General features: G+C 52.3%; 24 protein-coding genes. 15 read left to right on the forward strand and 9 right to left on the reverse strand.

What is annotated here, in order from left to right; genetic code table 11:
* Nucleotides 1-43: 43 nt before the first annotated feature.
* Nucleotides 44-1,264 carry a deoxyguanosinetriphosphate triphosphohydrolase gene (locus WG31_RS10705; protein WP_082823240.1) on the reverse strand — a complete coding sequence of 407 codons (1,221 nt, stop codon included), beginning with the start codon at nt 1,262-1,264 and terminating at the stop codon, nt 44-46.
* A gap of 122 nt (nt 1,265-1,386) precedes the next feature.
* On the opposite strand from WG31_RS10705, the gene WG31_RS10710 reads away from it, so the two are divergent.
* Nucleotides 1,387-1,755: a HesB/IscA family protein gene (locus WG31_RS10710; RefSeq protein ID WP_063354509.1), complete on the forward strand. Its 369-nt coding sequence runs from the start codon at nt 1,387-1,389 to the stop codon at nt 1,753-1,755.
* On the forward strand, nt 1,752-2,537 hold the full coding sequence (locus tag WG31_RS10715) for an exodeoxyribonuclease III (RefSeq protein WP_063354510.1): 786 nt from the start codon (nt 1,752-1,754) through the stop codon (nt 2,535-2,537). Before WG31_RS10710 ends, WG31_RS10715 begins: the two co-directional genes overlap by 4 nt.
* Nucleotides 2,538-2,670: 133 nt before the next feature.
* On the opposite strand, the gene WG31_RS10720 is transcribed toward WG31_RS10715, so the two are convergent.
* The 3 genes from WG31_RS10720 to WG31_RS10730 all read right to left on the reverse strand — a co-directional run bounded on the left by WG31_RS10720 (nt 2,671) and on the right by WG31_RS10730 (nt 6,188).
* Complete coding sequence (locus WG31_RS10720; RefSeq protein WP_209439399.1) at nt 2,671-3,771, reverse strand: glycosyltransferase; 1,101 nt, start codon at nt 3,769-3,771, stop codon at nt 2,671-2,673.
* Nucleotides 3,772-3,832: 61 nt separating this feature from the next.
* A complete protein-coding gene (locus WG31_RS10725) occupies nt 3,833-4,870 on the reverse strand; it encodes an ELM1/GtrOC1 family putative glycosyltransferase (RefSeq protein ID WP_063354512.1) in 1,038 nt (345 codons plus the stop codon).
* Complete coding sequence (locus WG31_RS10730; RefSeq protein ID WP_006115945.1) at nt 4,863-6,188, reverse strand: lipopolysaccharide biosynthesis protein; 1,326 nt, start codon at nt 6,186-6,188, stop codon at nt 4,863-4,865. The genes WG31_RS10725 and WG31_RS10730 overlap by 8 nt, the downstream gene beginning before the upstream one ends.
* Before the next feature lie 342 nt (nt 6,189-6,530).
* Between WG31_RS10730 and pqqA the strand changes: the two genes are divergently transcribed.
* From pqqA to pqqE, 5 genes are all read left to right on the forward strand, one after another.
* Nucleotides 6,531-6,611, forward strand: coding sequence for a pyrroloquinoline quinone precursor peptide PqqA (gene pqqA, locus WG31_RS15075; protein ID WP_014457297.1), 81 nt, complete (start codon nt 6,531-6,533; stop codon nt 6,609-6,611).
* 88 nt (nt 6,612-6,699) lie between these two features.
* Nucleotides 6,700-7,611 (forward strand): pyrroloquinoline quinone biosynthesis protein PqqB, encoded by a 912-nt coding sequence (gene pqqB / locus WG31_RS10735; protein ID WP_063354513.1) that lies wholly within the window; start codon nt 6,700-6,702, stop codon nt 7,609-7,611.
* Entirely contained in the window at nt 7,608-8,348 is a 741-nt protein-coding gene (gene pqqC / locus WG31_RS10740) for a pyrroloquinoline-quinone synthase PqqC (protein WP_006115943.1), read from the forward strand. Before pqqB ends, pqqC begins: the two co-directional genes overlap by 4 nt.
* A 20-nt stretch (nt 8,349-8,368) precedes the next feature.
* Nucleotides 8,369-8,644 (forward strand): pyrroloquinoline quinone biosynthesis peptide chaperone PqqD, encoded by a 276-nt coding sequence (pqqD, locus tag WG31_RS10745; RefSeq protein WP_082823200.1) that lies wholly within the window; start codon nt 8,369-8,371, stop codon nt 8,642-8,644.
* Nucleotides 8,641-9,744, forward strand: a complete 1,104-nt coding sequence (pqqE, locus tag WG31_RS10750; protein WP_063354515.1) for a pyrroloquinoline quinone biosynthesis protein PqqE — start codon at nt 8,641-8,643, stop codon at nt 9,742-9,744. Before pqqD ends, pqqE begins: the two co-directional genes overlap by 4 nt.
* Before the next feature lie 61 nt (nt 9,745-9,805).
* Here pqqE and WG31_RS10755 read toward each other — a convergent pair whose 3' ends face one another.
* Together WG31_RS10755 and WG31_RS10760 are read right to left on the reverse strand one after the other, a co-directional pair.
* Entirely contained in the window at nt 9,806-10,819 is a 1,014-nt protein-coding gene (locus WG31_RS10755; protein WP_006115940.1) for a hypothetical protein, read from the reverse strand.
* A gap of 138 nt (nt 10,820-10,957) precedes the next feature.
* Nucleotides 10,958-11,638, reverse strand: a complete 681-nt coding sequence (locus WG31_RS10760) for an ATP-dependent Clp protease proteolytic subunit (protein WP_209439343.1) — start codon at nt 11,636-11,638, stop codon at nt 10,958-10,960.
* Nucleotides 11,639-11,684: 46 nt separating this feature from the next.
* Between WG31_RS10760 and WG31_RS10765 the strand changes: the two genes are divergently transcribed.
* From WG31_RS10765 to recJ, 5 genes are all read left to right on the forward strand, one after another.
* Nucleotides 11,685-12,851, forward strand: a complete 1,167-nt coding sequence (locus WG31_RS10765) for a hypothetical protein (RefSeq protein ID WP_082823201.1) — start codon at nt 11,685-11,687, stop codon at nt 12,849-12,851.
* A gap of 139 nt (nt 12,852-12,990) precedes the next feature.
* Nucleotides 12,991-14,223 (forward strand): LL-diaminopimelate aminotransferase, encoded by a 1,233-nt coding sequence (locus tag WG31_RS10770; protein ID WP_035353357.1) that lies wholly within the window; start codon nt 12,991-12,993, stop codon nt 14,221-14,223.
* Nucleotides 14,220-15,533 (forward strand): homoserine dehydrogenase, encoded by a 1,314-nt coding sequence (locus WG31_RS10775; RefSeq protein ID WP_063354517.1) that lies wholly within the window; start codon nt 14,220-14,222, stop codon nt 15,531-15,533. Before WG31_RS10770 ends, WG31_RS10775 begins: the two co-directional genes overlap by 4 nt.
* Nucleotides 15,534-15,586: 53 nt before the next feature.
* Nucleotides 15,587-16,585, forward strand: coding sequence for a class II fructose-bisphosphatase (gene glpX / locus WG31_RS10780; RefSeq protein ID WP_006115935.1), 999 nt, complete (start codon nt 15,587-15,589; stop codon nt 16,583-16,585).
* A 16-nt stretch (nt 16,586-16,601) separates the two neighbouring features.
* The gene (gene recJ / locus WG31_RS10785) at nt 16,602-18,434 is read left to right on the forward strand and encodes a single-stranded-DNA-specific exonuclease RecJ (RefSeq protein ID WP_063354518.1); all 1,833 of its coding nucleotides are present in this window, start codon (nt 16,602-16,604) and stop codon (nt 18,432-18,434) included.
* Nucleotides 18,435-18,533: 99 nt separating this feature from the next.
* Here recJ and rpoH read toward each other — a convergent pair whose 3' ends face one another.
* Nucleotides 18,534-19,484 (reverse strand): RNA polymerase sigma factor RpoH, encoded by a 951-nt coding sequence (gene rpoH, locus WG31_RS10790; RefSeq protein WP_209439344.1) that lies wholly within the window; start codon nt 19,482-19,484, stop codon nt 18,534-18,536.
* 249 nt (nt 19,485-19,733) lie between these two features.
* Nucleotides 19,734-20,747: an RluA family pseudouridine synthase gene (locus WG31_RS10795; protein WP_209439345.1), complete on the reverse strand. Its 1,014-nt coding sequence runs from the start codon at nt 20,745-20,747 to the stop codon at nt 19,734-19,736.
* Nucleotides 20,748-20,794: 47 nt separating this feature from the next.
* Here WG31_RS10795 and WG31_RS10800 point away from each other — a divergent pair, with 47 nt between their 5' ends.
* On the forward strand, nt 20,795-21,913 hold the full coding sequence (locus WG31_RS10800; protein ID WP_162269449.1) for a FecCD family ABC transporter permease: 1,119 nt from the start codon (nt 20,795-20,797) through the stop codon (nt 21,911-21,913).
* Nucleotides 21,910-22,722, forward strand: a complete 813-nt coding sequence (locus WG31_RS10805) for an ABC transporter ATP-binding protein (protein WP_063354521.1) — start codon at nt 21,910-21,912, stop codon at nt 22,720-22,722. Before WG31_RS10800 ends, WG31_RS10805 begins: the two co-directional genes overlap by 4 nt.
* Before the next feature lie 7 nt (nt 22,723-22,729).
* On the opposite strand, the gene WG31_RS10810 is transcribed toward WG31_RS10805, so the two are convergent.
* Nucleotides 22,730-24,193, reverse strand: coding sequence for a protein adenylyltransferase SelO (locus WG31_RS10810; protein WP_063354522.1), 1,464 nt, complete (start codon nt 24,191-24,193; stop codon nt 22,730-22,732).
* A gap of 280 nt (nt 24,194-24,473) precedes the next feature.
* Here WG31_RS10810 and WG31_RS10815 point away from each other — a divergent pair, with 280 nt between their 5' ends.
* Complete coding sequence (locus WG31_RS10815; RefSeq protein ID WP_035353342.1) at nt 24,474-25,574, forward strand: branched-chain amino acid aminotransferase; 1,101 nt, start codon at nt 24,474-24,476, stop codon at nt 25,572-25,574.
* The last annotated feature ends 85 nt before the right edge of the window (nt 25,575-25,659 follow it).

Consider the following 25,659-nt stretch of genomic DNA (forward strand, 5'->3'; position numbering starts at 1 on the left):
CACTTAACCCCGTAATAGTAAGAAAGCGCTGAAAGCGCGTTTATCAGCCTGCAACAGACAGGTCCGTCAACCGTCTATGTTCTTCCATAGCGTAGCGATCTGTCATGGAAGCCACATAATCCGCCACCACACGCCGTAACCCTGTGGCATCTTTTCCCTCTGCCTCACGCTGCCATTCAGCTGGCAGCAGGGATGGCGACTCCGTAAGCGTATCAAAAAGTTCTGCCGTAACGTGCCGGGCCTTGTGCGTCATCCTATTCACGCGCCAATGACGATACAGGTGGGCAAACAGAAACTTACGAATACCTTTATTGGCTTGGGCCATCTGCTCCTGAAAGGCCACAACAGGGCCGGATGCCGCGCGTATATCCTCCACATGCCGAGGGGCCAGATCCTGCAAGCGTTCGCGCGTGCAGATCAACACATCCGTCACCAGTTTATGAATAACACGACGCACCATTTCATGACGGATACGCTGCAAAGTGCGTGTATCGTGAGAAGGCAGATCAGCCGCAGCCTTCCGCACTTCAAACAGTTCTTCCCCCACTACGGGCACATCTACCAGATCATCCAGCGAGAGCAGGCCTGATTTTACGCCATCGTCCAGATCATGCCCATGATAGGCAATATCATCCGCCAGTGCCGCCACCTGCGCCTCGGCAGAGGCGTATGTAGAAAGTTCCAGCGGAAACAGCGCATCTAATTCCAGCAATCGTGCAGACGGGCGTTTAACTGGCCCATTATGCTTGGCCAACCCTTCCAGTGTTTCCCATGTCAGGTTCAACCCATCAAATGCCAGATACCGGCGTTCCTTCAGCATCACCTGCCGGAGGGCCTGTGTGTTATGATCGAACCCACCCCATTCCTGCATATGGGCAGCCAGCGCATCTTCTCCCGCATGCCCAAAAGGCGTGTGCCCCAGATCATGCGCCAGTGCGACGGCTTCTGTTAGATCTTCATCCAGCTTCAGAAACCGCGCCATGGAGCGGGCCACCTGCGCCACTTCCAAGGAATGTGTCAAACGCGTGCGAAAGAAGTCTCCCTCATGGTTCACAAACACCTGCGTTTTATATTGCAGGCGACGAAAGCCCGAAGAATGGATTACTCTATCCCGATCACGCTGCCACGGTGAACGTGTGAGAGATTCTGGCTCATCATAAAGGCGGCGCGCCCGGCCTACTCCTGGCTGAACGGCATAGGGCATCAGATCCCTGCATTCTGTCGTGTCTGGCACTCCTGCGGTTTCCTTTGCAGCACGGTCCACCAGCCTGTTGCCGGTATCCAATCCGGATGAAACTTATAGGAGTTTAGAATATTCCGCCAAAGTTGACTATTCTTGGCATCTTGCCCCTTCAAACCAGAGGGCGCGCAAGCTATTTAAGAAAGATGACCCAGCCAACACCCTTCTCCGTTTCGGAATCTGCGGCAAATCGCATTGCCAGTGTAATTGCCAAAAAGCAGGCAACTGCCACCCCAGAAACGCCAGCACCGGTTGCCATGCGTGTCTCTGTAGAAGCCGGAGGATGTAACGGCTTTCAATATCTTTTCACGCTTATTCCCGCGGCTGATATTGCGGCCGATGATACGCGCATAGAAAAAAACGGGGCGTTGGTTGTGGTTGACCCGGCCAGTATGGATTTGCTGTCTGGCGCAGAGCTTGATTTTGCAGACAAGCTGATGGGCGCGCATTTTGCGGTGAACAACCCTAATGCGGCGTCTTCCTGCGGCTGTGGCACAAGCTTTTCCGTGGCATGAAACTTGCAACTTGGAATGTAAACTCCGTCCGTCAACGCATGGATCTGGTATTGGATTGGCTGAAGCGTGAACAGCCAGACGTGTTGATGATGCAGGAAATCAAGTGCGAGACGGATCTATTCCCCAAAGCTGCCTTTGAGGATGCTGGGTATGGCTGCGCCGTAATAGGGCAGAAATCCTACAACGGGGTTGCTACTCTTGTGCGTGGAGATTTTAGCGTCACGACAGATCACCTCCCCGGCTTTTCAGACCCGGCAGCACGATATGTGGAAGTGCGCACCCAACATATTGTGCTGGGCAATTTGTATCTGCCCAATGGCAATTCAGGTGGAGAACAGGGCTATGCCACCAAGCTTGAGTTCCTAAATGCCTTAACAGCGCGTGCGCGCCTTTTGCTAGCTGAAGAAACAGATTTTGTGTTGGCGGGTGACTACAATATCTGTCCTGCCCCTATAGATTGCGCCCCCGGAGCCCTTGGCCCAGAAGATGCTCTTGTGCGCCCACAAAGCCGGGCTGCGTATCGTCGCTTACTCTGGCTGGGGCTGACAGATGCTTTGCGGGCAGTGCATCCAACAGGCGCAGCTTATACATTTTGGGATTATCAGGCCCGCGCATGGGAGCGGGATTGCGGGCTGCGGATTGACCACATGCTGCTTTCCCCTCGCCTTGCAGAACGTCTGCAAACGGCTGAACCTGATAAAAATGAACGCGAAATGCCGCGCCCATCTGACCATGTGCCCTTTATTGTCACGTTGAAAGACCCAGTAAAACCGGGCGCTTAAGACGCAAAAACCCCGGTGCCATTCTACTATTGCGCTGGGGTTAAACAGACGTGATTAAAGTATCAGGCTTTGCTTAGCCTTACAGAAAGAAAATTCTTTAAAACCGCGTTAAGCAGCTTAGCAAACATTTCCTTCAAACCGCCGGAGGGAGTGTTTGAAAATCTGCAGCCTTACCGGCTTTTATAGCCTGCGCAATCAGCTTCCACCTTCTACACACCAAGTGAGGATGCCGGAAATGATAGTAAATACTCTGCCTATTTTTAAAAATAATCTTTGATATAAAATACAAAATGATATTTACATCATAAATATACTTATTTTTTACAAAGTTTCTTTCAATATAAACACGGTTTCGAATAGAGAAATAAGTGCGGGAAAAGTTTTCTTCTTCACGCAGCCAGTGTTGCAATACGGAATCATTGACCTGCCATGATAATTCCAGATCTTTTAGAACACTGTTCTGGCACGCCCAAATTTGCCCTCCGTTTTCTGTAATCCGTAGGGTAAAATCGTAATCATCAAAATAAAGAAAAAGCCGTGCATCCGGCAGACCAACTTTTTGAATCCAGCTTTTATGAAACCAGAAACCACCATAAGCTGACATCTGCATTTGCAGGCATTTCAGCCCATCTTTCTGCCAAACCTTTGCTTTTTGTTTCCGCAACAAAGTCTGCATGGAAAAACCGAAAAATGAGTTTTTTGTAATTCCGTGCAGCTTACAGGTTTTAAAAAGTTTCTTATATGTTGTTTTATCTTCCCTAAAACTACTGAGACATACTTGCTTACTTGCCCCCATACTTATCCATGCTTTGGAAAGAGCTTTCAGGGAGTTTGGCTCAGGCCTGTTATCATCATCCAGCACCCATATATGCTGTGTGCTTTCACGCAAAGCCGCTGCCTGAATAGCCGCATGAAAACCACCGGCTGAACCCGTATTGGTTTGCAGGCGAATAATGGTAAGCCGATCCGCCCCGAATATTTCTGGCAATCTAGCAATTTCTGCCGCCACACTTTCTGCCGTGCCATTATCTACAACAACGGCATGCCCGGCACCGGCGCTAAAAACACCTTCCAAAACCTGCTTTAGAAAATGGACACGGTCACCATACGTCACAATGGCTGCGCATGTTCCTTGCAGAACTGCCTGCTCATTCCGTTCAAGATTATCGTGCATGCACATGTCTGCCCGTTGTGAAATGCCGTTATAAGTCGTCAGCCGAAACAGACTTCCCAATGGCAGAAACCATAAATGTGGCAAACATTGCCACGCTCCCCAGCATATCTAATGCCGTGGCTTATCTGGCAATAAACAAAGGCAGTTTCATGATACTCTCATAACATTTTTGCATATCATCATCCCGCCGCAATGCATCTGGCTGCCATATCAATGCCTGAGAAGAAACCTGTGGTGACACCAAATGGATATAATTCTGCTCGGCCAGAGTGGTATGCCACTTCTCAAAGCATGTCCCACTTCCCAACCAACCAGAACGCACGAGCCTGTTGCGGATAGTGTGTAACCCCAGCCAATCTACGCTGGCTTGCAACCATTCCATGAAGCTCTGCTTAGTCCGTAATGGAAACAGCCATACAGGCGCCCCCGTACGGCACGCATCTGCCAACATGGATGCACTATCTCCAGTTACAACAAACCTGTTGGCCTCCTGCAAAAACCTCTGGAAAGGGTTAACGCCTTTTCGGAACGTGTAAATCTGCATTGGAATGGTTTTACTTATATCCTCCAGCCAACCTTCAGCCTCTACAGGAGTTCTTGGGCTGGTAAGCACATGCAATGGTTCATGGTGTGCCTGTGCCAGTTTATGGCTGAAACTTAGGAGTTTATATGTATCCTGCTTATCCAGAAAAAACTGCTTTGAGGGCGCACCATACAAAACAACCGTGCCGCCATGCCGCGTAACTGGATTTGCTTGCGGTATAAATCTCTGGCCTTTATCCGCGCCATTTAAGGGAAATCTTAAACGCAATACGTTGGAAGCTGCTGGATAATCATCCTGCGGCAGAATAATTATCAGATCCAAATCTGCTGCGGGCACATGGCTTGGCCGCCCTAATTGCACAACGGCTGGCGTGTTTTTACAACGCGTTCGCAACGCCAAGGCCGCCTGCACTGCATTACCAAAAGACAGAATCAACCGGAGGTTTCGGGTATCCGGAATCTGCTCTGGCAAGCTAAAATCTGCCTGAAGTGGAATAATCTGGCACGGCAATCCAAGCATATCCGCCAAAGCCCTGCACTGCGCCATTTCACCGGCACGATGTGTATCCAGTATCCATACCTCACATGTATCAGAAACTGGCGCTGCCTTAGCCATTGCCTCTTCCAAAATCCTGCTTTCGGCTCATCAACAGATAAGGCACAAGCCGGGTTAGGAAGATTACCAACTCGCCTATTAATGTTGCCAGACCGGCTCCGGTCATTCCTAACCCAGAAGTTAGGAAATACAGCAAGGGCAGTGTTACGCACATTGTAAACAACCGTCCCAGCAAAATCTGATGGGCACGATTAAGAGAAACCAACAAAGGTTCTAGCGGCACATCCCACAAGTCCAGAATGGCAGTTAATGTCATCAGCAGCAGAAGTGTGCGGGTGCCAGACCACGGCACAGTCAGCAGCACATGCAACAACCAAGGCCCCAACACAAACACAATGGCCAGCACCGCTGCCGAGAACACACCAAGCACTTGCAAGATACGATGCGTTACCTGCCGGATAGATGCCCAGTCTCGCTTATCTTTCAAGGCCACCAGTTCTGGATACAAAGCTGGTGTCATCATCTGGGCCGGGCGCGCCAGACCATCAGAAATCTGCCACGTTACGTTATAAATGGCAGCACTCTGCGGGCCAAGAACGGCACCTACAATCATCACCGTTAAGCGCGAAGAAAGCCGTGCAAGCGCCTGATTGATGCTGACAGAAAAAATAAAGCGCCAGATACCCTTGATAGGGCTTACCCAAGGCACGCCGAATATACGGAAATTCTGCAACCCATCCGAGCGCAAAAGCAGATACGCGCCCATGCCGTAATTGATAAAAAATGATGCAACAGTTGAGAAATACCAGATCACCAAAAAACTGGTAAAAGACCAATGCCAGAACAGCCCCGCAAGGCTACCCACCAAACGGATCAACCCGCTTCCGCTATCTGCCAGTACAGAGAGTTCGTACCGATCCAGCAACCGCATCACGCCCATAGCGCCACCTGTGTTCATGAACAGAATAACTGTCATGTACCAAAACGGTGTAGCGGAAGACGCATCTCCCCAGCCTAAAAGATTTCCGAACCATTCACACAGCAGCAAGGCAACGCCCATACCTGCCACAGCGCCTACGCCATCCAGCAGCATGCAATGGCGTAAGAGCATCTGAAACGGGTGCCTGTCTCCCTTACGGTACAAGCTACTGCCGTATTGCAGCAAAGGTTGCCAAGATTGAAACCGCAACCCTGCTGAACAGGAGAGAACAAAAGAATTGATAAGCAGCAGAACACCATAATCCTGCAAGCCCAATGCACGTGCGCAAACTGCTGTGGTTATAAGTGATAGAGCCGCGCAAAACCCACGTCCCCCCAGAATATACCCGGTATTGCGAAAGACACGGACAAACAGAGCCTTAACCTGACTATTCATCATGCGTGCGTCTTACCCCAACCCGTATCTGGTCACTCATCTGTTTCCTCCCCGGCATAGTGACCCCGCTGGGCTGAGGCCTTGCCTGTTTGGGCTGCTTTAGAAGACTCCGCCAGCCAAGACAAATCTTGCACGCATTTTGTGCTGTTGTGCTGTACAGCCCTTCTTTTATTCACAGTTGCGTGAAAATAGCCCCTCTACGCGCCTCTTTTGGGGGTAGAACCCTTGCGTGATAGCCATTTTTCATCACACTGCAAGGCGCAAAAGCGGCTTTTTCCTGCGGATCTTTATCTGGAGAGCCTGTAGGAATCTGCTCTGTTTCAACTCAATCAAGGAGACAGGCTTATGGCTTGGACTGCACCAAAAGTTACCGAAATTCCGTTGGGCGCTGAAATCAACAGCTACGTTTGCGGCCAGAAGAAATAAGTCGGGGTTATGCCCAGCTTAGCCGCCAGCCATTACCGGTTTTAACGCCGGTTTTGCACTGGCGGCTTTTTTATTTAGATGTGTTGTTATGCTTGAAATTGTTGTTCTTGGTGCAGGTGCGGGTGGTGGCTTTCCGCAATGGAACTCTAACGCCCCGGCTTGCCGCCGCGCCCGTGCGGGAGACCCCGCAGCCCCTTCCCGCACGCAGGCATCTCTTGCCGTAAGCGGAGATGGCCAGCACTGGTATGTACTCAATGCCTCGCCCGATCTGCGCACCCAGATCAACCAGACACCGGATATGTTCCCGCGTGAAGGGCTACGCTCCACCCCCATTTCTGGCGTTGTGCTTACAAGTGGGGAAATAGACGCCATTACGGGCCTGCTCACCCTGCGCGAGCGGCAGCACTTTAATCTATATGCCACACAACCTGTGCTGGATCAGATCAACGCAAATCCTATTTTTAATGCACTAGATCGCACGCTTGTGCCACGCAGCGCCATGCAACCGGAGCACCCCATTTCCTTGGTTCCGGCTGAGTTTAGCATCATGCCCTTTATTGTACCGGGCAAAGTCCCCCTTTACGCAGAAAAGGCCGAAAACCCTGCTGAAATCATGAGCAATGGGGAAAACATTGGGCTGGAAATAACGGATGGCCGCGCCCGAGTCCTGTTTATTCCCGGCTGCGCGATGATGACAGATGCCCTACGCAACCGCATAAATGGCGCAGATGTTGTGTTTTTTGATGGCACGTTGTGGACAGATGATGAAATGATCCGCGCCGGACTGGGCAGCAAAACCGGGCACCGCATGGGCCACATGTCCATTGCAGATGAGCCCGGTGGCACCATTGCCGCCTTCCGCCCTTTACATGTGAAACGTAAAATTCTCATCCACATCAATAATTCCAACCCTATTCTCTTGGCCGATTCACCAGAGCGCCATGCCGTAGAGCAAGCAGGATGGGATGTTGCATTTGATGGAATGAAAGTCTCGCTATGACCACCCAACTGCTCACCCCGAATGAACTGGAACAAGCCCTGCGTGCCATAGGCGCAGAACGCTACCACAATCTGCACCCTTTCCATCGCGCATTGCACGATGGTAAACTGAACAAAGGACAGGTTCAGGCATGGGCGTTGAACAGATATTACTATCAGGCCAGCATTCCCGCTAAAGATGCCTCTCTTCTCGCACGCCTTCCCACTGCCGAATTGCGGCGTGAATGGCGGAGACGGTTAGAAGACCATGATGGCACAGAACCGGGCTCCGGCGGCGTAGCGCGCTGGCTGAAGCTTACGGATGGCCTGGGGCTGGATCGTGCCTATGTCGAATCACTCGAAGGTCTGCTGCCTGGCACAAAGTTTGCTGTAGAGGCGTATGTGCATTTTGTGCGCGAACGTTCTGTGCTGGAGGCTATTGCTTCCTCCCTGACAGAACTGTTCTCCCCCACCATTATCAGCGAGCGTGTTTCGGGCATGTTGCAGAACTATGCCTTTATTACCGAAGAAACACTGGCTTACTTTAAGCCGCGCCTGACACAGGCACCACAGGATTCTGCTTTTGCGCTTGCTTATGTAAAGGAGCACGCTCGCACAGTGGAGCAACAGCAGAGTGTGCTCAACGCACTTAAATTTAAATGCGGCGTGCTATGGTCCATGCTGGATGCGCTGGATTATGCTTACGTCACGCCCGCTCGTATTCCACCTGGTTCTTTCCGCCCAGAAACTGCAGCATGAGCCAAACACCTGATACTTCCATGATTTCTGAAAGCAGTATCCTCCGATTTGCGCGAGGCACACGCCTGCAATATGACCGCGTGCGGGAAGTATGGTTCATTCAAGCGCCTGAACGCGCCTTTCATGCAGACCCTATCGCGGTTGAAGTGCTGCGACTGATAAATGGTACTCGCAATGTGGGAGATATATTAGAGCTGCTCTGCCAAAAATTTTCCGCCCCGCGGGATATTATTGCACGGGATGTGCTAGCCCTTTTGCAGGATCTGACCACCAAGCAGGTGTTGCTGGCAGTATGAGCATGCCTCCCCCTCCCATGAGCCTGCTTGCAGAACTCACGCACCGTTGCCCTTTACAGTGCCCTTACTGTTCCAACCCTTTACAACTGGAACCACGCACACAGGAACTCAGCACACAAGACTGGAAACATGTGCTGAGCGAAGCATCTGAAATGGGCGTATTGCAAGTTCACTTTTCTGGTGGTGAGCCTATGGCAAGGCCAGATCTACCCGAACTTATCGCCCATGCCGCCAAAGCAGGATTATATAGCAACCTGATTACCTCTGGCGTGCTGCTCAATGCCAAAAACCTGCAAGAACTGGCTGATGCTGGGTTGGACCATATCCAGCTTTCCTTTCAGGATGCCGAAGCTGAAAGCGCAGACCATATTGCCCATATGAAAGGCGCCCACGCCAAAAAGCTGGAAGCGGCACAACTTATTAAGGCCGAAGGGCTGCCCCTTACACTGAATTTTGTAATCCATCGGCAAAACTGTGAACGTGTGCCAGCTATGCTGGCCTTAGCTGAACAGCTTGGGGCCAGACGCATAGAAATTGCGCATACGCAATATTATGGCTGGGGGCTACTCAACCGTAATGCGTTACTGCCCAGCCGTGCTCAGGTTGAAGAAACAGAAAAAATTGTTGCTGAAGCACGCACCCGTCTCGCTGGCCGCATGAGCATAGATTTTGTAACGCCAGATTATTATGCAGACCGGCCCAAACCCTGCATGGGTGGGTGGGGCCAACGCTTTCTAAACGTTTCTCCTGTAGGCAAAGTGCTGCCATGCCATGCTGCAGAGAGCATTCCGGGCATTCAGATGCCTTCTGTTACAGAAGGTTCTCTGGCCGATATCTGGGAAAATGCACCCCTGTTTCGCCTGTTCCGTGGCACAGATTGGATGCCCGAACCATGCCAGTCCTGCGCGTTCAAGGAAGATGATTGGGGCGGATGCCGCTGCCAAGCCTTGGCTCTAGCGGGAGATGCTACGGCGACTGACCCTGTGTGCCACCGTGCACCGGATCATGATCTTATTGCCCAAGCTATAACAGAGCGCCCAAAAACGCCCCCACCTTTCCATTATAGGCGCTATGGCAACGCCAAAACCTCAAGCAGATAAAAAATTACCCAACCAACCCAAATAAGATAATCGGGCTGGTTGGGATAAACCTTAAAACAGATTAAGCTGCTGTTTTACGATTTGCCTTGAAAACACCGCTAGCAAATTCCCAGCACCGCCCAACATCACGAATAACGCGTGCAATGGCAGGCGTGGTTGTTGGGCGCAGCAGGCGTGGATCATAGCCGGAAAAACGCCGGTCATCCTCATCCAGACAAAGCTGCATGAAATCAGGCAGATTGATCTGAATGTTGGTAACTTCCTTGGTGCCTGTTACCGTAAAATTGTTGTCCTGCGTATGTACCTGGCCGTTATCATCCACCGTGCGCACAAGAGACAAGCGCTCGTAGCCAAGGAATGCCCAAACAGCCAGAACCTTCAGCTCAAAGTAAGGCCGACGCCACCAGGGCATAACAGCCCGGTTCCATGCCAACCAGTTGGCAAACAGAAGAATATGGCGGCATTCCTCCTGCATGATAGGTTCAAACGTGTCTGTCAGTTCAGGCGGAAAATAGCCAGAACGCTTGGCCAGTTCGAACATGCCAAAGGCAAAAAAACTGTCCGCACATTCAGAAAAACCTGTCACCAGATACGCCCACTCAACATCCTTGGGCTCAACGTAAGGAGGTTCCGGCGCCATAGGGATATCATAGGCTGCCACCATTTTGGACAGCACTTCCTTATGCCGGTTTTCCTCCCACGCATTGCGGGAGATGGCATCCTTCATATCTGGGTCTGTAACCAGATTAGCATAAGCAGCCATGCGCAAGCGGGCTTTGCCTTCCGTCTGCACGGCGATATCCCAGATAGGCAGGGACGTTATGCGCTTGAGCGTTTCTGGGTCCAATTTAGGCCAATTGATAACGGATGGCCTGTAAGGATTAAACGTCTCGCGGAACATTTCCGCCAAGGCATGTTTATGCGCCTCAGACCCCGGCGTAAGCGGCCCTTTTACGGGGCTTACCCAATGGCGGGCACGATAATCAGCCTCTTCCACTGCAGCCTCATTGGGCGGCGGAGGCAAATCATCCATGCTTTCAGGCAGATGAGAATAGATATCGCTCAGAGAACCCATGTGAGGAACCTGTTTTCTAGGGATCTTGCCTCATACGACACCCAACCTTTTGGGCAGACATTCTGGCAGATCCAGTAACGCAAACGCGCCTGCCTCGCCCAATCCAAAGTTGGAAATGCGAAGCAGGCGCGATGTGTATTAGTGCAGATCAGATAGCTTTGAAATGATCTTGGTCACTAAGCCGTAATCAATCGCTTCCTTGGCAGACATCCAATAGTTGCGATCCGTATCTTTTGCGACTTTTTCATAGCTATGGCCGGTTTCTTGAGCGAAAATCCGGTTTAGCCGTTCACGCATCTTGATAATTTCACGCGCTTCAATGTCGATATCCGTTGCCGGACCACGCACGCCACCCATCGGCTGATGCAGCAAAAAGCGTGTATTGGGTAAGCAGAATCGGCGCTCTTTATGCCCGGCGGCAAAAATCAGCGCACCAGCAGATGCCACCCAGCCTGTGCCAATCATGTTGATCGGGGCAATCGAATCGACAAAGCGGATCATGTCATGGATTGTGTCACCACTTTCCACATGCCCACCGGGAGAATTGACATAGACATCAATCGGCTGGTCAGATTCACCAGCCAGCGCCAAAAGGCGGCCCGTTACATCTCGGGCGATTTTATCATCAATTCCGCCAAAAATCAGCACTTTCCGCTGCTTGAACAACTTGTGTTCCAGTTCGCCATGCGGGGCGCCGGCTGTTTTTTCTTCTGCCTTCTCCGGGGCTGCCGGAGTTTCCGGTTCGTCATCCATCTTGATGGCGTTACGGGGGAAAATGCCCGTCATTGCTTTCTCCGCATGTTCTGTATCTGTGTACATTCCCTTATCCTGCGCTGCCTAAGGCTGCCTGCCAAGGGGCAATCATGTGCTGTCTCGCCAGCCGGGACGGAAAAGGGTAAGGTGCGCTCTGTCTTACTGTCTGGTTTCCATTAGTCGGAGTATCCGCGCTGCCATGCCGCAACCCAGCTTAGAACACAAGCGGACACCCCGCAGCGCCATAGGTCTAAATGCTGTACGGCTTGGAGTGCTCATGGCTTCTGGTGCGCTTCTTCTTGGCGGATGCAGCCCCCATAAGGATGCCGTTGATGGCACGCTTTCTTGGGTGCAGCATATGCGCGGTGGGGTTATTGCTTCTCAACGCCCCCCGCCGCCCGGTATTTACGATCCCTACCCGCATGTTGGCCTTACCCCCACACAAGCGCCGGAAATGCCCTCCCCCCAAGATCGCGCGCTGGTAACTCAAGGGCTGATTCGTGAGCGCAATCTGGCTTACCGGACAGTCGCTGCCAATGGCAGCATTATCCCCAATATTCCGCCTCCGCCTTCTGCTACAGCACAGCCTCCGGCAAAAGCGGCCCCTTCTGCTGCGTCCTCTCCCCAGCAAAATGGCGCGGCACAAGATGGCTCTCAACAGGCCAGCCTGCCAGAAGGCGTAAGTGGTGCCATTATGGATGCTGCGAATTCCTCACCAAACCAAAATACGCAAAACGCTGCGTCCCCAACCGGCAAGGCATCTTCCAAGGATAGCCACGCTAACAAGGCGCAGGATAAAACAGCAGAAGCCGAACCAGAAGTTGGCATGCCAGCAGTGCGCCCAAAAGCCGCACAAACAGAAATACCGGCCTCTGATATTCCGCAGATTCCAGATGGCCCTCCCACAGCCCCATCTTTTCCGGGCTTTGATGTGCCTTCCGATGCGCATGTGCCAGATACCATCAAGCCAAACTATGATCTGGTTGATGTAAAAGGCACTTCTTTCCATTTTGTGCCACAGTCAGATGTGCTGTCCAGCGGGCAGGAAAATACGCTCAGCAAACTCAAAGCGGATCACCCTAATGGGCCATTCTTTATCCGTGGGTTTGGTAATGCTCTTTCATTAAGCGCGCAGGATCAGTCTGATGCTGTAAAACTTGGGATTTTGCGGGCTCAACGTTTGGCAACAGCACTGGTAAATCTTGGCGTGCCTTCCTCCAGCATTCATGTACGGGGGGATGCCTTTGGCACAGGTGCCAAAGTGGCGACCAGCCCCTGAAACTCACTTACAAAAGTGTCATTCCAGCATTTTGGGCAGAGTGAGGAGTTGCCTGTTCTGCTCTGACGATTACTATGCTTCTTCCCACAAACCTGCGGGGGGTTCCTTACCCCCTGTTTCTTTAGAGCATTAAAAACCCATGACTGAAGAATTCCATCGCATCCGCCGTCTGCCGCCTTATGTATTTGCCTCGGTAAACCAGGCCAAGGCAGCAGCCCGCGCGCGGGGCGAGGATATTATTGACCTCGGCATGGGCAATCCAGATACCCCCACCCCGCAGCACATTGTTAATAAACTGCTGGAAACGGTGCAGGATCCTCGTACCCACCGTTATTCTGTTAGTCGCGGTATTCCGGGGCTACGCAAGGCTGTTGCTGGGTATTATGAACGTCGCTTTCACGTTGGGCTGGACCCGGACAAGGAAGTGATTGTCACACTGGGCTCCAAGGAAGGGTTAGCCAATCTGGCTTCCGCTATTACCAGCCCGGGGGACACCATTTTGGTGCCTAACCCCTCCTACCCCATTCATCAGTTTGGCTTTATTATTGCCGGGGCTTCCATCCGCTCCATTCCGGCAACGCCGGATGAAAACATGCTGCGCGCGCTAGAGCGGGCTGTACGCCATTCCGTGCCCAAGCCCACCGCGTTGATTGTAAACTTTCCGTCCAACCCAACGGCCTATCTGGCTGATTTGGATTTTTATAAGGAATTAGTTGCTTTCTGCCGCAAGGAAGAAATATGGATTCTGTCTGATCTGGCATATGCTGAAATCTATTTTGGTGATCTTGTGCCTCCTTCCATTTTGGCCGTGCCGGGCGCGAAAGATATTGCTGTAGAATTCACATCTCTTTCCAAAACCTATTCCATGGCTGGGTGGCGCGTAGGCTTTGCTGCGGGTAATGAGCGCCTAATTGCAGCACTTACCCGCATTAAATCTTATCTGGATTATGGTGCCTTCACGCCTATTCAGGTAGCTGCTGTAACCGCCCTTAACGGCCCGCAGGACTGTGTGGCTGACTTGCGTGCTCTTTATAAAGACCGGCGCGATGTGCTGATTCGCGGCCTACACGGAGCTGGATGGGATGTTCCTTCTCCAGAAGGTTCCATGTTTGCTTGGGCCCCTATTCCTGAGCCGTTCCGTGAAATGGGCAGTGTTGCCTTTTCCAAACTCCTTCTGGAAGAAGCTGGCGTGGCTGTGGCTCCTGGCCTTGGCTTTGGTGAATATGGTGATGACCATGTTCGTATCGGGTTGGTTGAAAACACCCAGCGCCTGCGTCAGGCCCTGCGTTCCATTCGTGGGTTCCTGTCTGCGCATGGTATCTCGCCATCTTCTTCTTCCTCTACCAAAAAGCCGGAGCCTGTTGCACCGTGACATCCTGTTCCAATTCTTCTCCTCTTCGTCTTGGTATTGCCGGTCTGGGCACGGTTGGCGCTGGCGTTATTCGCCTGCTGCGTATGAATGCAGATCTGCTGAGCGCCCGCGCAGGCCGCAAACTGGAAGTGGTGGCCGTAAGCGCTCGAGACCGCACGCGCGACCGCGGCATAGATGTTTCCACGTTACATTGGCATGATAACCCGCTGGATCTGGTTTCAGCCCCAGATGTCGATGTTGTTGTAGAGTTGATTGGTGGAAGCGAAGGCCCGGCCCGTGCGCTGGTAGAAAAAGCGCTGGCTGCTGGCAAACCAGTTGTAACCGCCAATAAAGCTCTTCTTGCTGTTCACGGCTCCGCCCTTGCCAAGCTTAGTGCAGACAACAACGCTCCCCTGTTGTTTGAAGCCGCCGTAGCAGGCGGCATCCCTGCCATTAAAACAGTGCGAGAAGGCTTGGCCGCAGACAAATTCCTGCATGTTGGCGGCATCCTGAACGGCACGTGCAACTATATTCTTACCGTAATGCGTGAAACGGGTAAGGATTTCGATCTGGTGCTGAAAGATGCACAGGATCTGGGATATGCAGAAGCCGACCCTTCCACCGATATTGATGGCATAGATGCAGCCCACAAACTGACAATTCTGGCAGGCTTGGCTTTTGGTCGCCCAGTAGCATTTGATTCCGTGCAGGTAGAAGGCATCCGCCAAATTGGCGCCATTGACTTTGCTTTTGCTCGCACCCTTGGCTACCGCATCAAACTTCTGGGCCTTGCCCGGCTGACAGATGCAGGCCTGCAAGCGCGTGTTGCACCTTGCCTGCTGCCACACAACGCACCTATTGCGCAGGTGGATGGCGTGTTTAACGCCGTTGTGGCTGAAGGTGAATTTGTTGGCCGTATCATGCTGGAAGGCCGCGGTGCCGGTGCTGGCCCAACAGCCTGTGCCGTAACCGCGGATCTGATTGATATTGCCCGTGGCCACACCATTCCGGTATGGGGCGTGCAGGCCAGTGCAGAACCTGCATTGCGTGCTTGCCCTGCTGGCACCGGAGCAGGCGCTTTCTATCTCCGCCTCATGGTAGAAGACCGCTCCGGCGTTATTGCAGACATTACAGCTGTCTTGCGTGATTGCGGTGTTTCCTTGCGCAGCATGCTTCAGCATCCTGCGGAAAATGAGACAACACCGTATGTTCCGCTTGTTCTGGTTACGCATCAGACATCAGAAGCCGCCATGCAGGATGCCATCACCAAAATAGATGCATTGAGCGTGGTGACGGACAGCCCTGTGATGATTCGGATCGAAACAGCCTGATTCTAGCCACCTTTTCCGGTATCATAGACTTTTAAGCAAGGATCCTGTTTCTGATGTCTGATTCCATAGGCCCCTCTCCTTTTGTTGTTTCTGATCGCAATCTGGCGCTTGAGCTGGTGCGTGTCACGGAAGCCGCTGCTCTGGCTTCCGCCCGGTGGACAGGACGTGGCCGCAAAAACGATGCGGATGGCGCTGCCGTAGAAGCCATGCGCACAGCATTTGATACCGTAGCCATTGATGGCATGGTGGTGATTGGTGAGGGGGAAATGGATGAAGCCCCCATGCTTTATATTGGTGAAAAAGTAGGCTCTGGCGGCCCCGGCATGGATATTGCCGTGGACCCGCTAGAAGGCACCAATCTTTGCGCCAAAGATATGCCAAATGCCATTACCGTAGTGGCACTGGCAGAACGTGGTAACTTCCTGCATGCGCCAGATATTTATATGGACAAGATTGTGGTTGGCCCCAATCTGCCCGAAGGTGTTGTTGATCTGGATAATTCCATTGAAAACAACCTGAAAAATCTGGCCAAAGCCAAAGGCAAAAGTGTTCAGGATCTTCTGCTCTGCACACTTGACCGGGAACGGCATGAAGAAATGATTGCCCGCGCCCGTGCTGCCGGTGCGCGTGTGCGCCTGCTGACAGATGGCGATGTGGCTGGCGGAATTGCCGCCTGCCTTGATACCAGTCAGGTTGATATTTATGTAGGCTCTGGCGGTGCACCTGAAGGTGTGCTGACTGCGGCTGCCATTCGCTGCGTAGAAGGGCAAATGCAAGGACGGCTGCTGTTTGAAGATGAAGGACAGCGTGAACGCGCCCGCAAAATGAACCCTGGCAAAGACCCCGATCGCAAGCTGGGCCTGCATGATCTGGCTGCCGGCTCTGTGTTGTTTTCTGCCACGGGTGTAACCACTGGCACGTTGCTGCGTGGTGTTCGGCAGTTGCCGCATCAGGCCATTACGCATTCTCTGGTTATGCGTTCCAAATCTGGAACGGTGCGCTTTATTGAAGGCCACCATAATTTCAAAACTAAAACATGGGCTCCGCAATAAACAGCTCTGAATTGTGATGCAAAGCAGCACCTTGCAACTTACCGAACAACCTGAAGAAACTTCCACGCCTGCTGTATTAGGGGTGGAAGCCAGCTTTGTTGGGCGGCGTTGGATTTGGCGTGCCGGGGCAGAAGATCCTGCTCTGATGCGTCTGGGGGCTGCTTTGGCTCAACAACTGGGTATTCCAGAAATTATTGGCCGTTTGCTGGCCATACGCCAGATTACACCGGATCAAGCCCCTCATTTTCTGGAACCCAAGTTGCGGGCACTTATGCCCGATCCTTCCACTCTCACGGATATGGATAAGGCTGCTGCCCGCATGGCAAAAGCTGTCCAGAATCGTGAAGTAATTGGGATTTTTGGTGATTATGACGTGGATGGTGCCTGCGCCTCCGCCATTCTTGCCTCTTTTTTTGAAGAACTCGGCTGCACTGTTCATACCCATATTCCGGACAGAATGACCGAAGGATATGGCCCTAACGTAGCCGCACTGGATAATTTGGTGGCGCAGGGCGCTTCCATATTGATTTGTGTGGATTGCGGCACCGCTTCGGCAGATATTTTGTGTCAGATGACAGACAAAGCCGATGTGATTGTGCTGGATCATCACAAATCGGAAGATGCCCTTCCCCCTATTCTGGCAACGGTCAACCCTAACCGGCCAGACTGCCCCTCTGGCCTGCATCATATTTGCGCAGCAGCCCTTGCCTTTCTTGCCGCAGTTGCCACTACGAGAGATCTGAGGCGTGCAGACTGGTTTACAGCAAACCAGCCTCCGCCCGATCTTATGCGCCAGCTTGATCTGGTGGCTTTGGCAACGGTTTGTGATGTTATGCCACTGCATGGGCTTAACCGTGCGTTTGTAACGCAAGGGCTTAAAATTATGGCCCGCCGCCAACGTACTGGCCTGAATGCACTTATGGAAATTGCTGGCGTTACCAAAGCGCCAGATGCTTTTTCCTGCGGCTTTGCGTTAGGGCCTCGTATTAATGCGGGCGGCCGTATTGCAGAAGCAGCCTTAGGCCTCCGCCTGCTGCGTTGCCCAGATAACTTTGAAGCACGCCAGATGGCCGAACGTCTGGATGCCGTAAACCGCCGTCGGCAAGGTGTTGAGGCCGATATTCTGGATCTTGCCATGCAACAGGCAGAAGCTCAGAAAAAAGCCGGACACGCTGTTATTATGCTAGCGGGGAAAGATTGGCATCCCGGTGTTGTCGGTATTGTAGCGGGGCGTATTAAGGAACGGTTCAATCGCCCTGCTCTTGTAGGCGCAGAACAAGAAGATGGCACGATTAAAGGTTCTGGCCGCTCTGTTCCCGGCTTAGATCTTGGCACCGTGATTATTGCAGCCCGTCAGGCAGGTATGTTGAAAACCGGTGGGGGCCATGCCATGGCTGCTGGTTTTTCCCTTACAGCAGATAAGCTGGAAGAATTTCATACCTTTCTAGATACTCGGTTGGCACAGGCTGCCACGCTTCCAGAAAAAGTGCCGCTTACAGTAGATGCGGTGGTGGCTATTTCTGGCGCCACGGCTGAATTAGCGCAAGACATGGGTGCCCTTGCACCGTTTGGTGCTGGAAACCCAGAACCTCTGCTGGCCATACCACGCGTAACAGTTATACGTGCAGATCGCATTGGCCGCGATGGCAATACGCTGCGTCTGCTTTTAAAGGGTGAAAATAACGGCCGGTTGAAAGCGCTTCTGTTCCGCGCGCATGAAAACCCACTCGCGGCCAAACTGGAAGATACAACACGCCCGGCCCTGCATCTTGCAGGGTATTTGCGGGCAGAAAGCTGGAACGGCAGAACAGACGCCACATTTTTCATTCAAGACGCTGCGGCTGCCTGATCGTAAGCATTCCTTTATACGCTCAAACAAATATAAGCATCTTGGCGTTTCCTGCCTGCATGGCCTGCAATTAGGAAACGCCAAAGCTTATTACGTATTCTAGGAGGTTTCTTCGCGCCGGGCCTGAACTTCCTTCTTCATGGCCGCCTGCACTTTTTCAAACGCACGCACCTCAATCTGGCGCACCCGCTCGCGCGAGATACCATATTCGTGCGCCAGTTCTTCTAACGTTGAGGGATCATCCTTTAACCGGCGTTCCGTAAAAATCCGGCGTTCACGTTCGTTCAGATTTTCCATCGCGGAAGAAAGCAGCGCTTTACGGCCAGAAAGTTCCTCATTCTCAGCGTAAACGTCTTCCTGATTGGTGTGATCATCAACCAACCGGTCTTGCCATTCACTATCCTGATCGGCCCGCATGGGTGCATTCAGGCTATGGTCTGGGGCTGCCATGCGGCGGTTCATATCCACCACATCCTGTTCAGAAACACCCAGTGTTGTGGCAATCTTGTTCACCTGCTCTGGCTTCAGATCACCATCATCAATGGCCTGCATCTGTCCTTTCAGGCGGCGCAGATTGAAGAACAGCTTTTTCTGAGCCGCAGTGGTGCCCATTTTCACCAAAGACCAACTATGCAGGATGTATTCCTGAATGGCTGCACGAATCCACCACATGGCATATGTGGCCAAGCGGAACCCTTTTTCTGGATCAAACCGCTTTACGGCCTGCATCATGCCAATATTGCCTTCGCTAATCAGTTCATTGATTGGCAGGCCATAACCACGGTAACCCATGGCAATTTTTGCAACCAAACGCAGATGAGAAGTTACAAGCTGATGCGCGGCTTTAACGTCTCCTTTATCGCGCCACAGACGTGAAAGGCTGAGTTCCTCTTCTGGTGTGAGGAGAGGATATTTGCGGATTTCCTGAAGGTACCTTGAAAGATTGTTTTCAGGCCCAACATTGATAACGGAAGATACCATGTGCTGACTACTCCCCTGAACTGGAAACTCCCTTGAATGCTTTGGGTTCCCGTAATGCCCGCAATGCATTCATAAAAAGAGGCAAGATCCAGTCATGCGATGGACAGATGTCTTAACCCTCAATTCCTCTGCCCTCCGTATGAGCGGCAAACTGAAAAGAGGCTCTCCCACCAGTTCGGCTACGGTTTCCAAGGCCTAGTGGGTGCAATAGGGTGCGCTGGAAAAAGCACATGTGTCAAGAATTCTAAGATGCATGGCAGAAGACAGCCATATTTCTGGACCTGTGCAGTCCTGTTTCTCGTTTCCGAATCGAAAAACCTATTCCTGATCAGCCTTCAAGCTGCGTTCCAATGCCTGCATATCTTCCGGCATAGGGGTTTCAAACAACAATTTTTCACCCGTTCTGGGATGTATAAACCCCAACCGCGCTGCATGAAGAGCTTGGCGCGGAAAATCCAGAGCAGCAGCACGGGCTGCAGAAGGCAGTACACGAGAGGCTGCGGGAATCCGACGCAGATACAGCGGGTCACCTATCAAAGGGTGTCCGTTCGCAGAAAAATGCACACGGATCTGGTGTGTGCGCCCTGTGGCCAACTTGCAGGCCACAAGGGCAGCCCCCGTGCCAAAAGCCTGCAACGTGCGGTAATGTGTGAGCGCCCATTTTCCGCCTTTGGGGGTGAGCGCCATGCGCTTGCGGTCTCGCTTATCGCGCCCGATTGCCCCTTCAAAATCTCCCTCCGCCGGATTGGGTAGCCCCCAGCAAAAGGCCAAGTAGGTACGGTCTATCCGACGAGCGGCAAAATCTTCTGACAAGGCTTGATGCGCCATCTCTGTTTTAGCTGCCACCATAACGCCAGAGGTATCTTTATCCAGCCGATGCACAATACCCGGGCGGCGTTCTCCCCCAATACCTTTCAGGCTTTCACCACAATGGGCAATCAGGCCATTAACCAGCGTACCTGTCTCATTCCCCGGTGCGGGATGCACAACAAGGCCCGCAGGCTTATCCAGCACAATCAGATCATCATCTTCATACAAAACGATGAAAGAAATATCCTCTCCTTGCGGCACTGCGGGGGCTGCGGGTGGAATGGTCAATTCCACTTTCATGCCGGCACGAGCTATGGCTGCTGGTTCTCTTATGCACACGCCATCACACTTAAGGTGCCCTTCTTCAATCAGGCTTTTAATGCGTGAGCGTGAAAGCGTTTCCATTATAGCTACCAGAAAACGGTCAATCCGTTCTCCTGCCTGCTCTGGCGTTACTGTAAAGGAGAAGGATGTTTCCTTTACGGGCAAAGATGGATCATAACCATTTTGCATTATAACCATCTGTGCCAACACCTATCCGTTTTTCGAGTTTCATGCAGAAGGAAAAGATGAAAACGCACAAAGCCTTTTCCACTGCACACCGTCAAGCACAGGATACTATGCCGGGTCTCAAGAACACGCTGCCAGACCTTACTGCTGTGCAAGTTACATATCGTGCCAGCATCTATAAACGGCTGTTTATCCTTGGTTGTCTGGCTATAGGGGTTGTACTTTCACTTGGTGCCAATTTTCTGGTTGGGCCTGCTCATCTCTCTCCAACCCTCTTTTTGCATACACTGTTCAATTCAGCATCTGTACCGCAGCAAACTGCCATTATTGTATGGCAAATTCGGATGCCTTATGCCCTCATGGCTGCCTGCATAGGTGGCGCTCTGGGCTTGGCAGGTGCAGAAATGCAGACAGTTCTGGCCAATCCATTAGCCAGCCCATTTACATTAGGTGTTTCCGCTGCCGGAGCGTTTGGAGCTTCTTTAGCTATTGTTTTACAATGGCACATTACAGGCGTGCCCGATAACTGGCTGGTAGCAGGGTGTGCCTTTGTGTTCTCGGTCTTCTCCGTTTTTGCATTGGATATGCTAACACGCTTCCGACAAGCCGATACCAGCACGGTTATTCTTTGTGGGGTTGCGCTTGTTTTTTCGTTTCAGGCGCTTGTTGCTCTTATGCAATTTGTTGCCAGTGAAGATACGCTGCAAGATCTGGTTTTCTGGACACTCGGCAGCCTCAGCCGTGCTACATGGGCCTCTTTAGCTTTGTTGGCTGGCAGCCTGGTTCTTATTTTTCCACTCTCTTTGCGCTCTGCTGGAAGGCTAACTCTTTTAAGAATGGGAGAAGAGCGCGCCGCCAGTCTTGGGGTGGATGTCCCGCGGCTGCGCCGAGCAACGCTTTTACGTATCAGTTTTTTATGCGCTCTTTCCGTTGCTTTTGTGGGCGTGATCGGGTTTGTGGGATTAGTAGCCCCACATATTGCACGCAGACTGGTGGGAGAAGATCATTATTTCAGCCTATCCGGCAGCTTACTCACCGGCGCACTTATTTTGTCTGTTTCTTCTTTGGTTGCGCGTATTTTGGTGCCGGGCATTGTGGTGCCTCTTGGTATTATTACTTCACTGGTGGGCATTCCATTCTTTCTGGCCATTATCCTTAAACAGCGGCCAATGGTATGACAGCAGGCAAATATTCCTCTGGCCTGATAGCACAAAATCTCACCGTCCATTATGGACGCAATACGGTGCTGGATGATCTAACAACACCTCGCTTTCCACATGGGCGTATCTGTGCCCTGCTGGGGCCAAATGGCAGCGGCAAATCCACCTTGTTACGCGCCATGAGTGGCCTATTACCTGCTCAAGGCACTATTGCGCTGGATGGTCTTCAGCTTACCAGCATGCGTTTGCCTGAACGTTCCCAACACTGCCTGTATCTTCCGCAAGCCCTGCCCGCACCTGTTAATATCACTGCGCTAGAAGCTATGCTGGCTGCAAAACGTGTTATGCCCAACAAGCAAGGGCAACGTTTTGCTGATGCCCCAAATGAAGAAGATATTGAGGTTTCACTAAGCCTTTTGGAACAATTTAATATTGCTCATCTGGCATTGCGAAAATTGAATGAGCTTTCCGGCGGTCAACGTCAGCTCATTGGTCTGGCTCAGGCTCTTGGCCGCCAACCGCAGGCCTTGTTGCTGGATGAACCACTTAGTGCGCTGGATCTGCATTATCAGTATGCTGTTACAAAACTACTCACGCAGATCACGCGTGCAAACAACCTTGTTACAGTGATGGTGCTACATGATCTGAACATCGCGTTAAACTTGTGCGACCTGGTTTGTGTGCTGCACGAAGGCCGTATTATTGCCTCCGGCCCTCCGGCGGAGGTTTTAACTCCAGCATTGTTACGCACTGTGTACCGCGTAGCGGCACGCATTGAAACCACAGCCGATAACCACCGCTTTATCGTCATTACCGGTTGCGTATAAGCGGCGATTACGTGCCACAGAATGTATATCTTACGCGCTCTTCAGGCTGGGGTGGCTGCGCATACCGCGCCATATCTGCCTGCTCTGTATAAGGTGATGCGGTAAGGCGCAGCATTTCCTCAAACAGCGTATAATCATCATTATTCACAGCAGTGCCGATCATGGACTCTATCAGATGGTTGCGCGGAATATAACACGGGTTTACGCAGCGCATATTCTCTGCCCGTATCGCTGGCACCTCTTCCGCTTCCTGCGTTAAGCGCTGCCGCCATTGATGCAGCCAGGGCTGCATACCCTCTAACGTATCGGGCACATACTCACCCGCTATCACACGCTCATCACTCAAACTGCGGAAGGTATTGGTGAAATCAGCCTGATGCTCCTGCATCTGAGCAAACAAAGCATGGAAGAATGTTTCATCCTTGGCTTGCTGTGTTTTTAAACCAAGTTTTGCACGCAATCCCGCAAAATATGCGCCATGGAACAGTCCACCAAATTGCTCAAGCGCCTGCCCGGCCAAGGCCACGCCTTCATCTTCATCCTCAGAAAGAAGTGGCAACAAGGCTTCCGCCAAGCGCGTAAGATTCCACAAGGCGATTGTTGGCTGATTGGTAAAGGCGTAACGCCCGCGCTCATCAATAAAACTGAACACGGTATTGGGGTCATACTGATCCATAAAAGCGCAGGGACCATAATCTATGGTTTCCCCTGATACGGCCATATTATCCGTATTCATTACACCATGAATAAACCCAACCAGCATCCACTGCGCGATAAGCTTGGCTTGAGCCGCAATAACCTGCTGAAGAAACTCCAGATACGGCGCTGGGCCTTGTGCTACCTGCGGGTAATGCCGGGCAATGGCAAAATCCGCCAAAATCCGCAGCCCTGCCAAATCCTGCCGCGATGCAAAATACTGAAACGTGCCAACCCGGATATGGCTGGAAGCCACACGTGCCAGAACAGCCCCAGGCAACATGGTTTCACGTAAAACAGCCATGCCTGTTTTTACGGCAGCCAACGCACGAGTTGTGGGAATACCTAAGGCGTGCATGGCCTCACTGACCACATATTCACGCAACACAGGCCCCAGCACAGCGCGGCCATCCCCCCTACGTGAAAACGGTGTAGGGCCAGAACCTTTAAGCTGCACTTCCCACACATGGCCCTGAGCATCCTGCACATCCCCCAGCAACAAGGCGCGCCCATCGCCCAAATGCGGATTAAAGCTGCCAAACTGATGCCCCGCATACGCCGTGGAAAGTGGATCCACACCTTCTGGCATTGCACTGCCAGATAACATAGCCACGCCCTGCGGGCTGGCCAGCCATTGTGCATCCAGCCCAAGTTGTTCTGCCAAGGCGTAATTCAACCGGATCAGCTTGGGATCTGGCGCAGGAGAAAGAGGCGCGCTGGCATAAAACCGCTCTGGCAATGCTGCATAGCTTTGTTGGAAAGGAAGTGGTGCCATAACGCATTTCTCCGAAAAAAGACGGAAGTGCCCAGGTGGCCCGATAACAGCCTGCCTTGCCGAAAACAGCCACCTATTCCGCCAGATGCAAAACCGCCCTACGGGGCATGCCTGTCTGGCTCTCTGGCACATAAAGCATGAACATGATAGGAAAAGCCCCATCAAGCCTGCCAACTCAGACCTAAGATATAAGAACGTCTGATAGCAAAAAAAGAACCGAGGCAACGGAGCCGCCAGACTATCTGGCTCAGACCCCAGCGCCGTGGAGACAGCAGAACCCATGACCACCGAATCTGACACCGCCTTCAAGATTACCCGCAAAACAGACATTACCCCCGCAGCAGAGCGGGAAGCCATGCTGGCCAATCCGGGTTTTGGCCGCGTTTTTACCGACCACATGGCTGTTGTCACCTATACGGAAGGTAAGGGTTGGCATTCTGCTGAAATCCTGCCCCGCCAGCCATTGATGCTGGACCCTGCGGCATCCGTATTGCACTACGCGCAGGAAATTTTTGAAGGCATGAAGGCCTATCGCACTCCAGATGGCAGCGTGCAGCTTTTTCGCCCAGATGCAAATGCCCGCCGCTTCCGCCATTCTGCCGAACGTATGGCTATGGCGCAGGTGCCTGAAGAACTTTTTCTGGAAGCAGTCACCCAGCTTGTAAAACTGGATAAGGACTGGGTGCCCAAGCCAGAAGTCGGCACACTGTATATCCGCCCCTTCATGATTGCCACAGAAGCCGCGTTGGGCGTGAAACCGGCATCTGAATTCAAGTTTATTGTGATTGCCTGTGCCGCGGGTGAATATTTCTCCAAGGATGCCGGCCCGGTTTCTGTATGGGTGGAAGAACGCACTGTTCGTGCCTCCCGCGGGGGAACAGGTACGGCCAAGTGTGGTGGCAACTATGCCGCCAGCCTAACGGCCCAGATGGAAGGCAAGGAACATGGCTGCCATCAGGTTCTGTTCCTTGATGCGCAGGAACGCCGCTGGCTGGAAGAAATGGGTGGCATGAACGTAATGATGGTGTTTGAAGATGGCACCCTGCAAACACCTCCGCTGGATAGCGGCACCATTCTGCACGGCATTACGCGCGATTCCCTTCTCACCTTGGCGCGTGATCGTGGTCTTAAAGTAAAAGAAGAACGCTACGCTATTGATCAGCTTTATGGTGATGCCGATTCCGGCAAGCTGAAAGAAGTGTTTGCCTGTGGCACAGCCGCTGTTGTGACACCCATTGGCACCTTTAAAAGCACAGAAGGCGGCTGCACCATTGGTAACGGCCAGACAGGTGAGGTCACCAGCAGCCTACGTAAAGCTTTGTGCGATATCCAGTTTGGCCGCGCAGCAGACCCGCATGGCTGGGTTAAAAAAATTGGCTAACTTGCAGGTGCCTTTCCTGTAAACATACTCCCTATACCCCGGCCTTCGCCGGGGTATTTGTCTGTTACGGGCCTTAACACCCTCC

Origin of the sequence: Acetobacter oryzifermentans, assembly GCF_001628715.1 — a bacterium.
Taxonomy (GTDB): domain Bacteria; phylum Pseudomonadota; class Alphaproteobacteria; order Acetobacterales; family Acetobacteraceae; genus Acetobacter; species Acetobacter oryzifermentans.

What these genes read in the sequence shown, in the direction of transcription:
- WG31_RS10710 (WP_063354509.1), top strand. Translation starts at nt 1,387, where the DNA reads ATGACCCAGCCAACACCCTTCTCCGTTTCGGAATCTGCGGCAAATCGC.
- WG31_RS10715 (WP_063354510.1), top strand. Translation starts at nt 1,752, where the DNA reads ATGAAACTTGCAACTTGGAATGTAAACTCCGTCCGTCAACGCATGGAT.
- WG31_RS10725 (WP_063354512.1), bottom strand. Translation starts at nt 4,870, where the DNA reads ATGGCTAAGGCAGCGCCAGTTTCTGATACATGTGAGGTATGGATACTG.
- WG31_RS10730 (WP_006115945.1), bottom strand. Translation starts at nt 6,188, where the DNA reads ATGATGAATAGTCAGGTTAAGGCTCTGTTTGTCCGTGTCTTTCGCAAT.
- pqqA (WP_014457297.1), top strand. Translation starts at nt 6,531, where the DNA reads ATGGCTTGGACTGCACCAAAAGTTACCGAAATTCCGTTGGGCGCTGAA.
- pqqB (WP_063354513.1), top strand. Translation starts at nt 6,700, where the DNA reads ATGCTTGAAATTGTTGTTCTTGGTGCAGGTGCGGGTGGTGGCTTTCCG.
- pqqC (WP_006115943.1), top strand. Translation starts at nt 7,608, where the DNA reads ATGACCACCCAACTGCTCACCCCGAATGAACTGGAACAAGCCCTGCGT.
- pqqD (WP_082823200.1), top strand. Translation starts at nt 8,369, where the DNA reads ATGATTTCTGAAAGCAGTATCCTCCGATTTGCGCGAGGCACACGCCTG.
- pqqE (WP_063354515.1), top strand. Translation starts at nt 8,641, where the DNA reads ATGAGCATGCCTCCCCCTCCCATGAGCCTGCTTGCAGAACTCACGCAC.
- WG31_RS10755 (WP_006115940.1), bottom strand. Translation starts at nt 10,819, where the DNA reads ATGGGTTCTCTGAGCGATATCTATTCTCATCTGCCTGAAAGCATGGAT.
- WG31_RS10760 (WP_209439343.1), bottom strand. Translation starts at nt 11,638, where the DNA reads ATGTACACAGATACAGAACATGCGGAGAAAGCAATGACGGGCATTTTC.
- WG31_RS10770 (WP_035353357.1), top strand. Translation starts at nt 12,991, where the DNA reads ATGACTGAAGAATTCCATCGCATCCGCCGTCTGCCGCCTTATGTATTT.
- glpX (WP_006115935.1), top strand. Translation starts at nt 15,587, where the DNA reads ATGTCTGATTCCATAGGCCCCTCTCCTTTTGTTGTTTCTGATCGCAAT.
- recJ (WP_063354518.1), top strand. Translation starts at nt 16,602, where the DNA reads ATGCAAAGCAGCACCTTGCAACTTACCGAACAACCTGAAGAAACTTCC.
- rpoH (WP_209439344.1), bottom strand. Translation starts at nt 19,484, where the DNA reads ATGCATTGCGGGCATTACGGGAACCCAAAGCATTCAAGGGAGTTTCCA.
- WG31_RS10795 (WP_209439345.1), bottom strand. Translation starts at nt 20,747, where the DNA reads ATGGTTATAATGCAAAATGGTTATGATCCATCTTTGCCCGTAAAGGAA.
- WG31_RS10800 (WP_162269449.1), top strand. Translation starts at nt 20,795, where the DNA reads ATGAAAACGCACAAAGCCTTTTCCACTGCACACCGTCAAGCACAGGAT.
- WG31_RS10805 (WP_063354521.1), top strand. Translation starts at nt 21,910, where the DNA reads ATGACAGCAGGCAAATATTCCTCTGGCCTGATAGCACAAAATCTCACC.
- WG31_RS10810 (WP_063354522.1), bottom strand. Translation starts at nt 24,193, where the DNA reads ATGGCACCACTTCCTTTCCAACAAAGCTATGCAGCATTGCCAGAGCGG.
- WG31_RS10815 (WP_035353342.1), top strand. Translation starts at nt 24,474, where the DNA reads ATGACCACCGAATCTGACACCGCCTTCAAGATTACCCGCAAAACAGAC.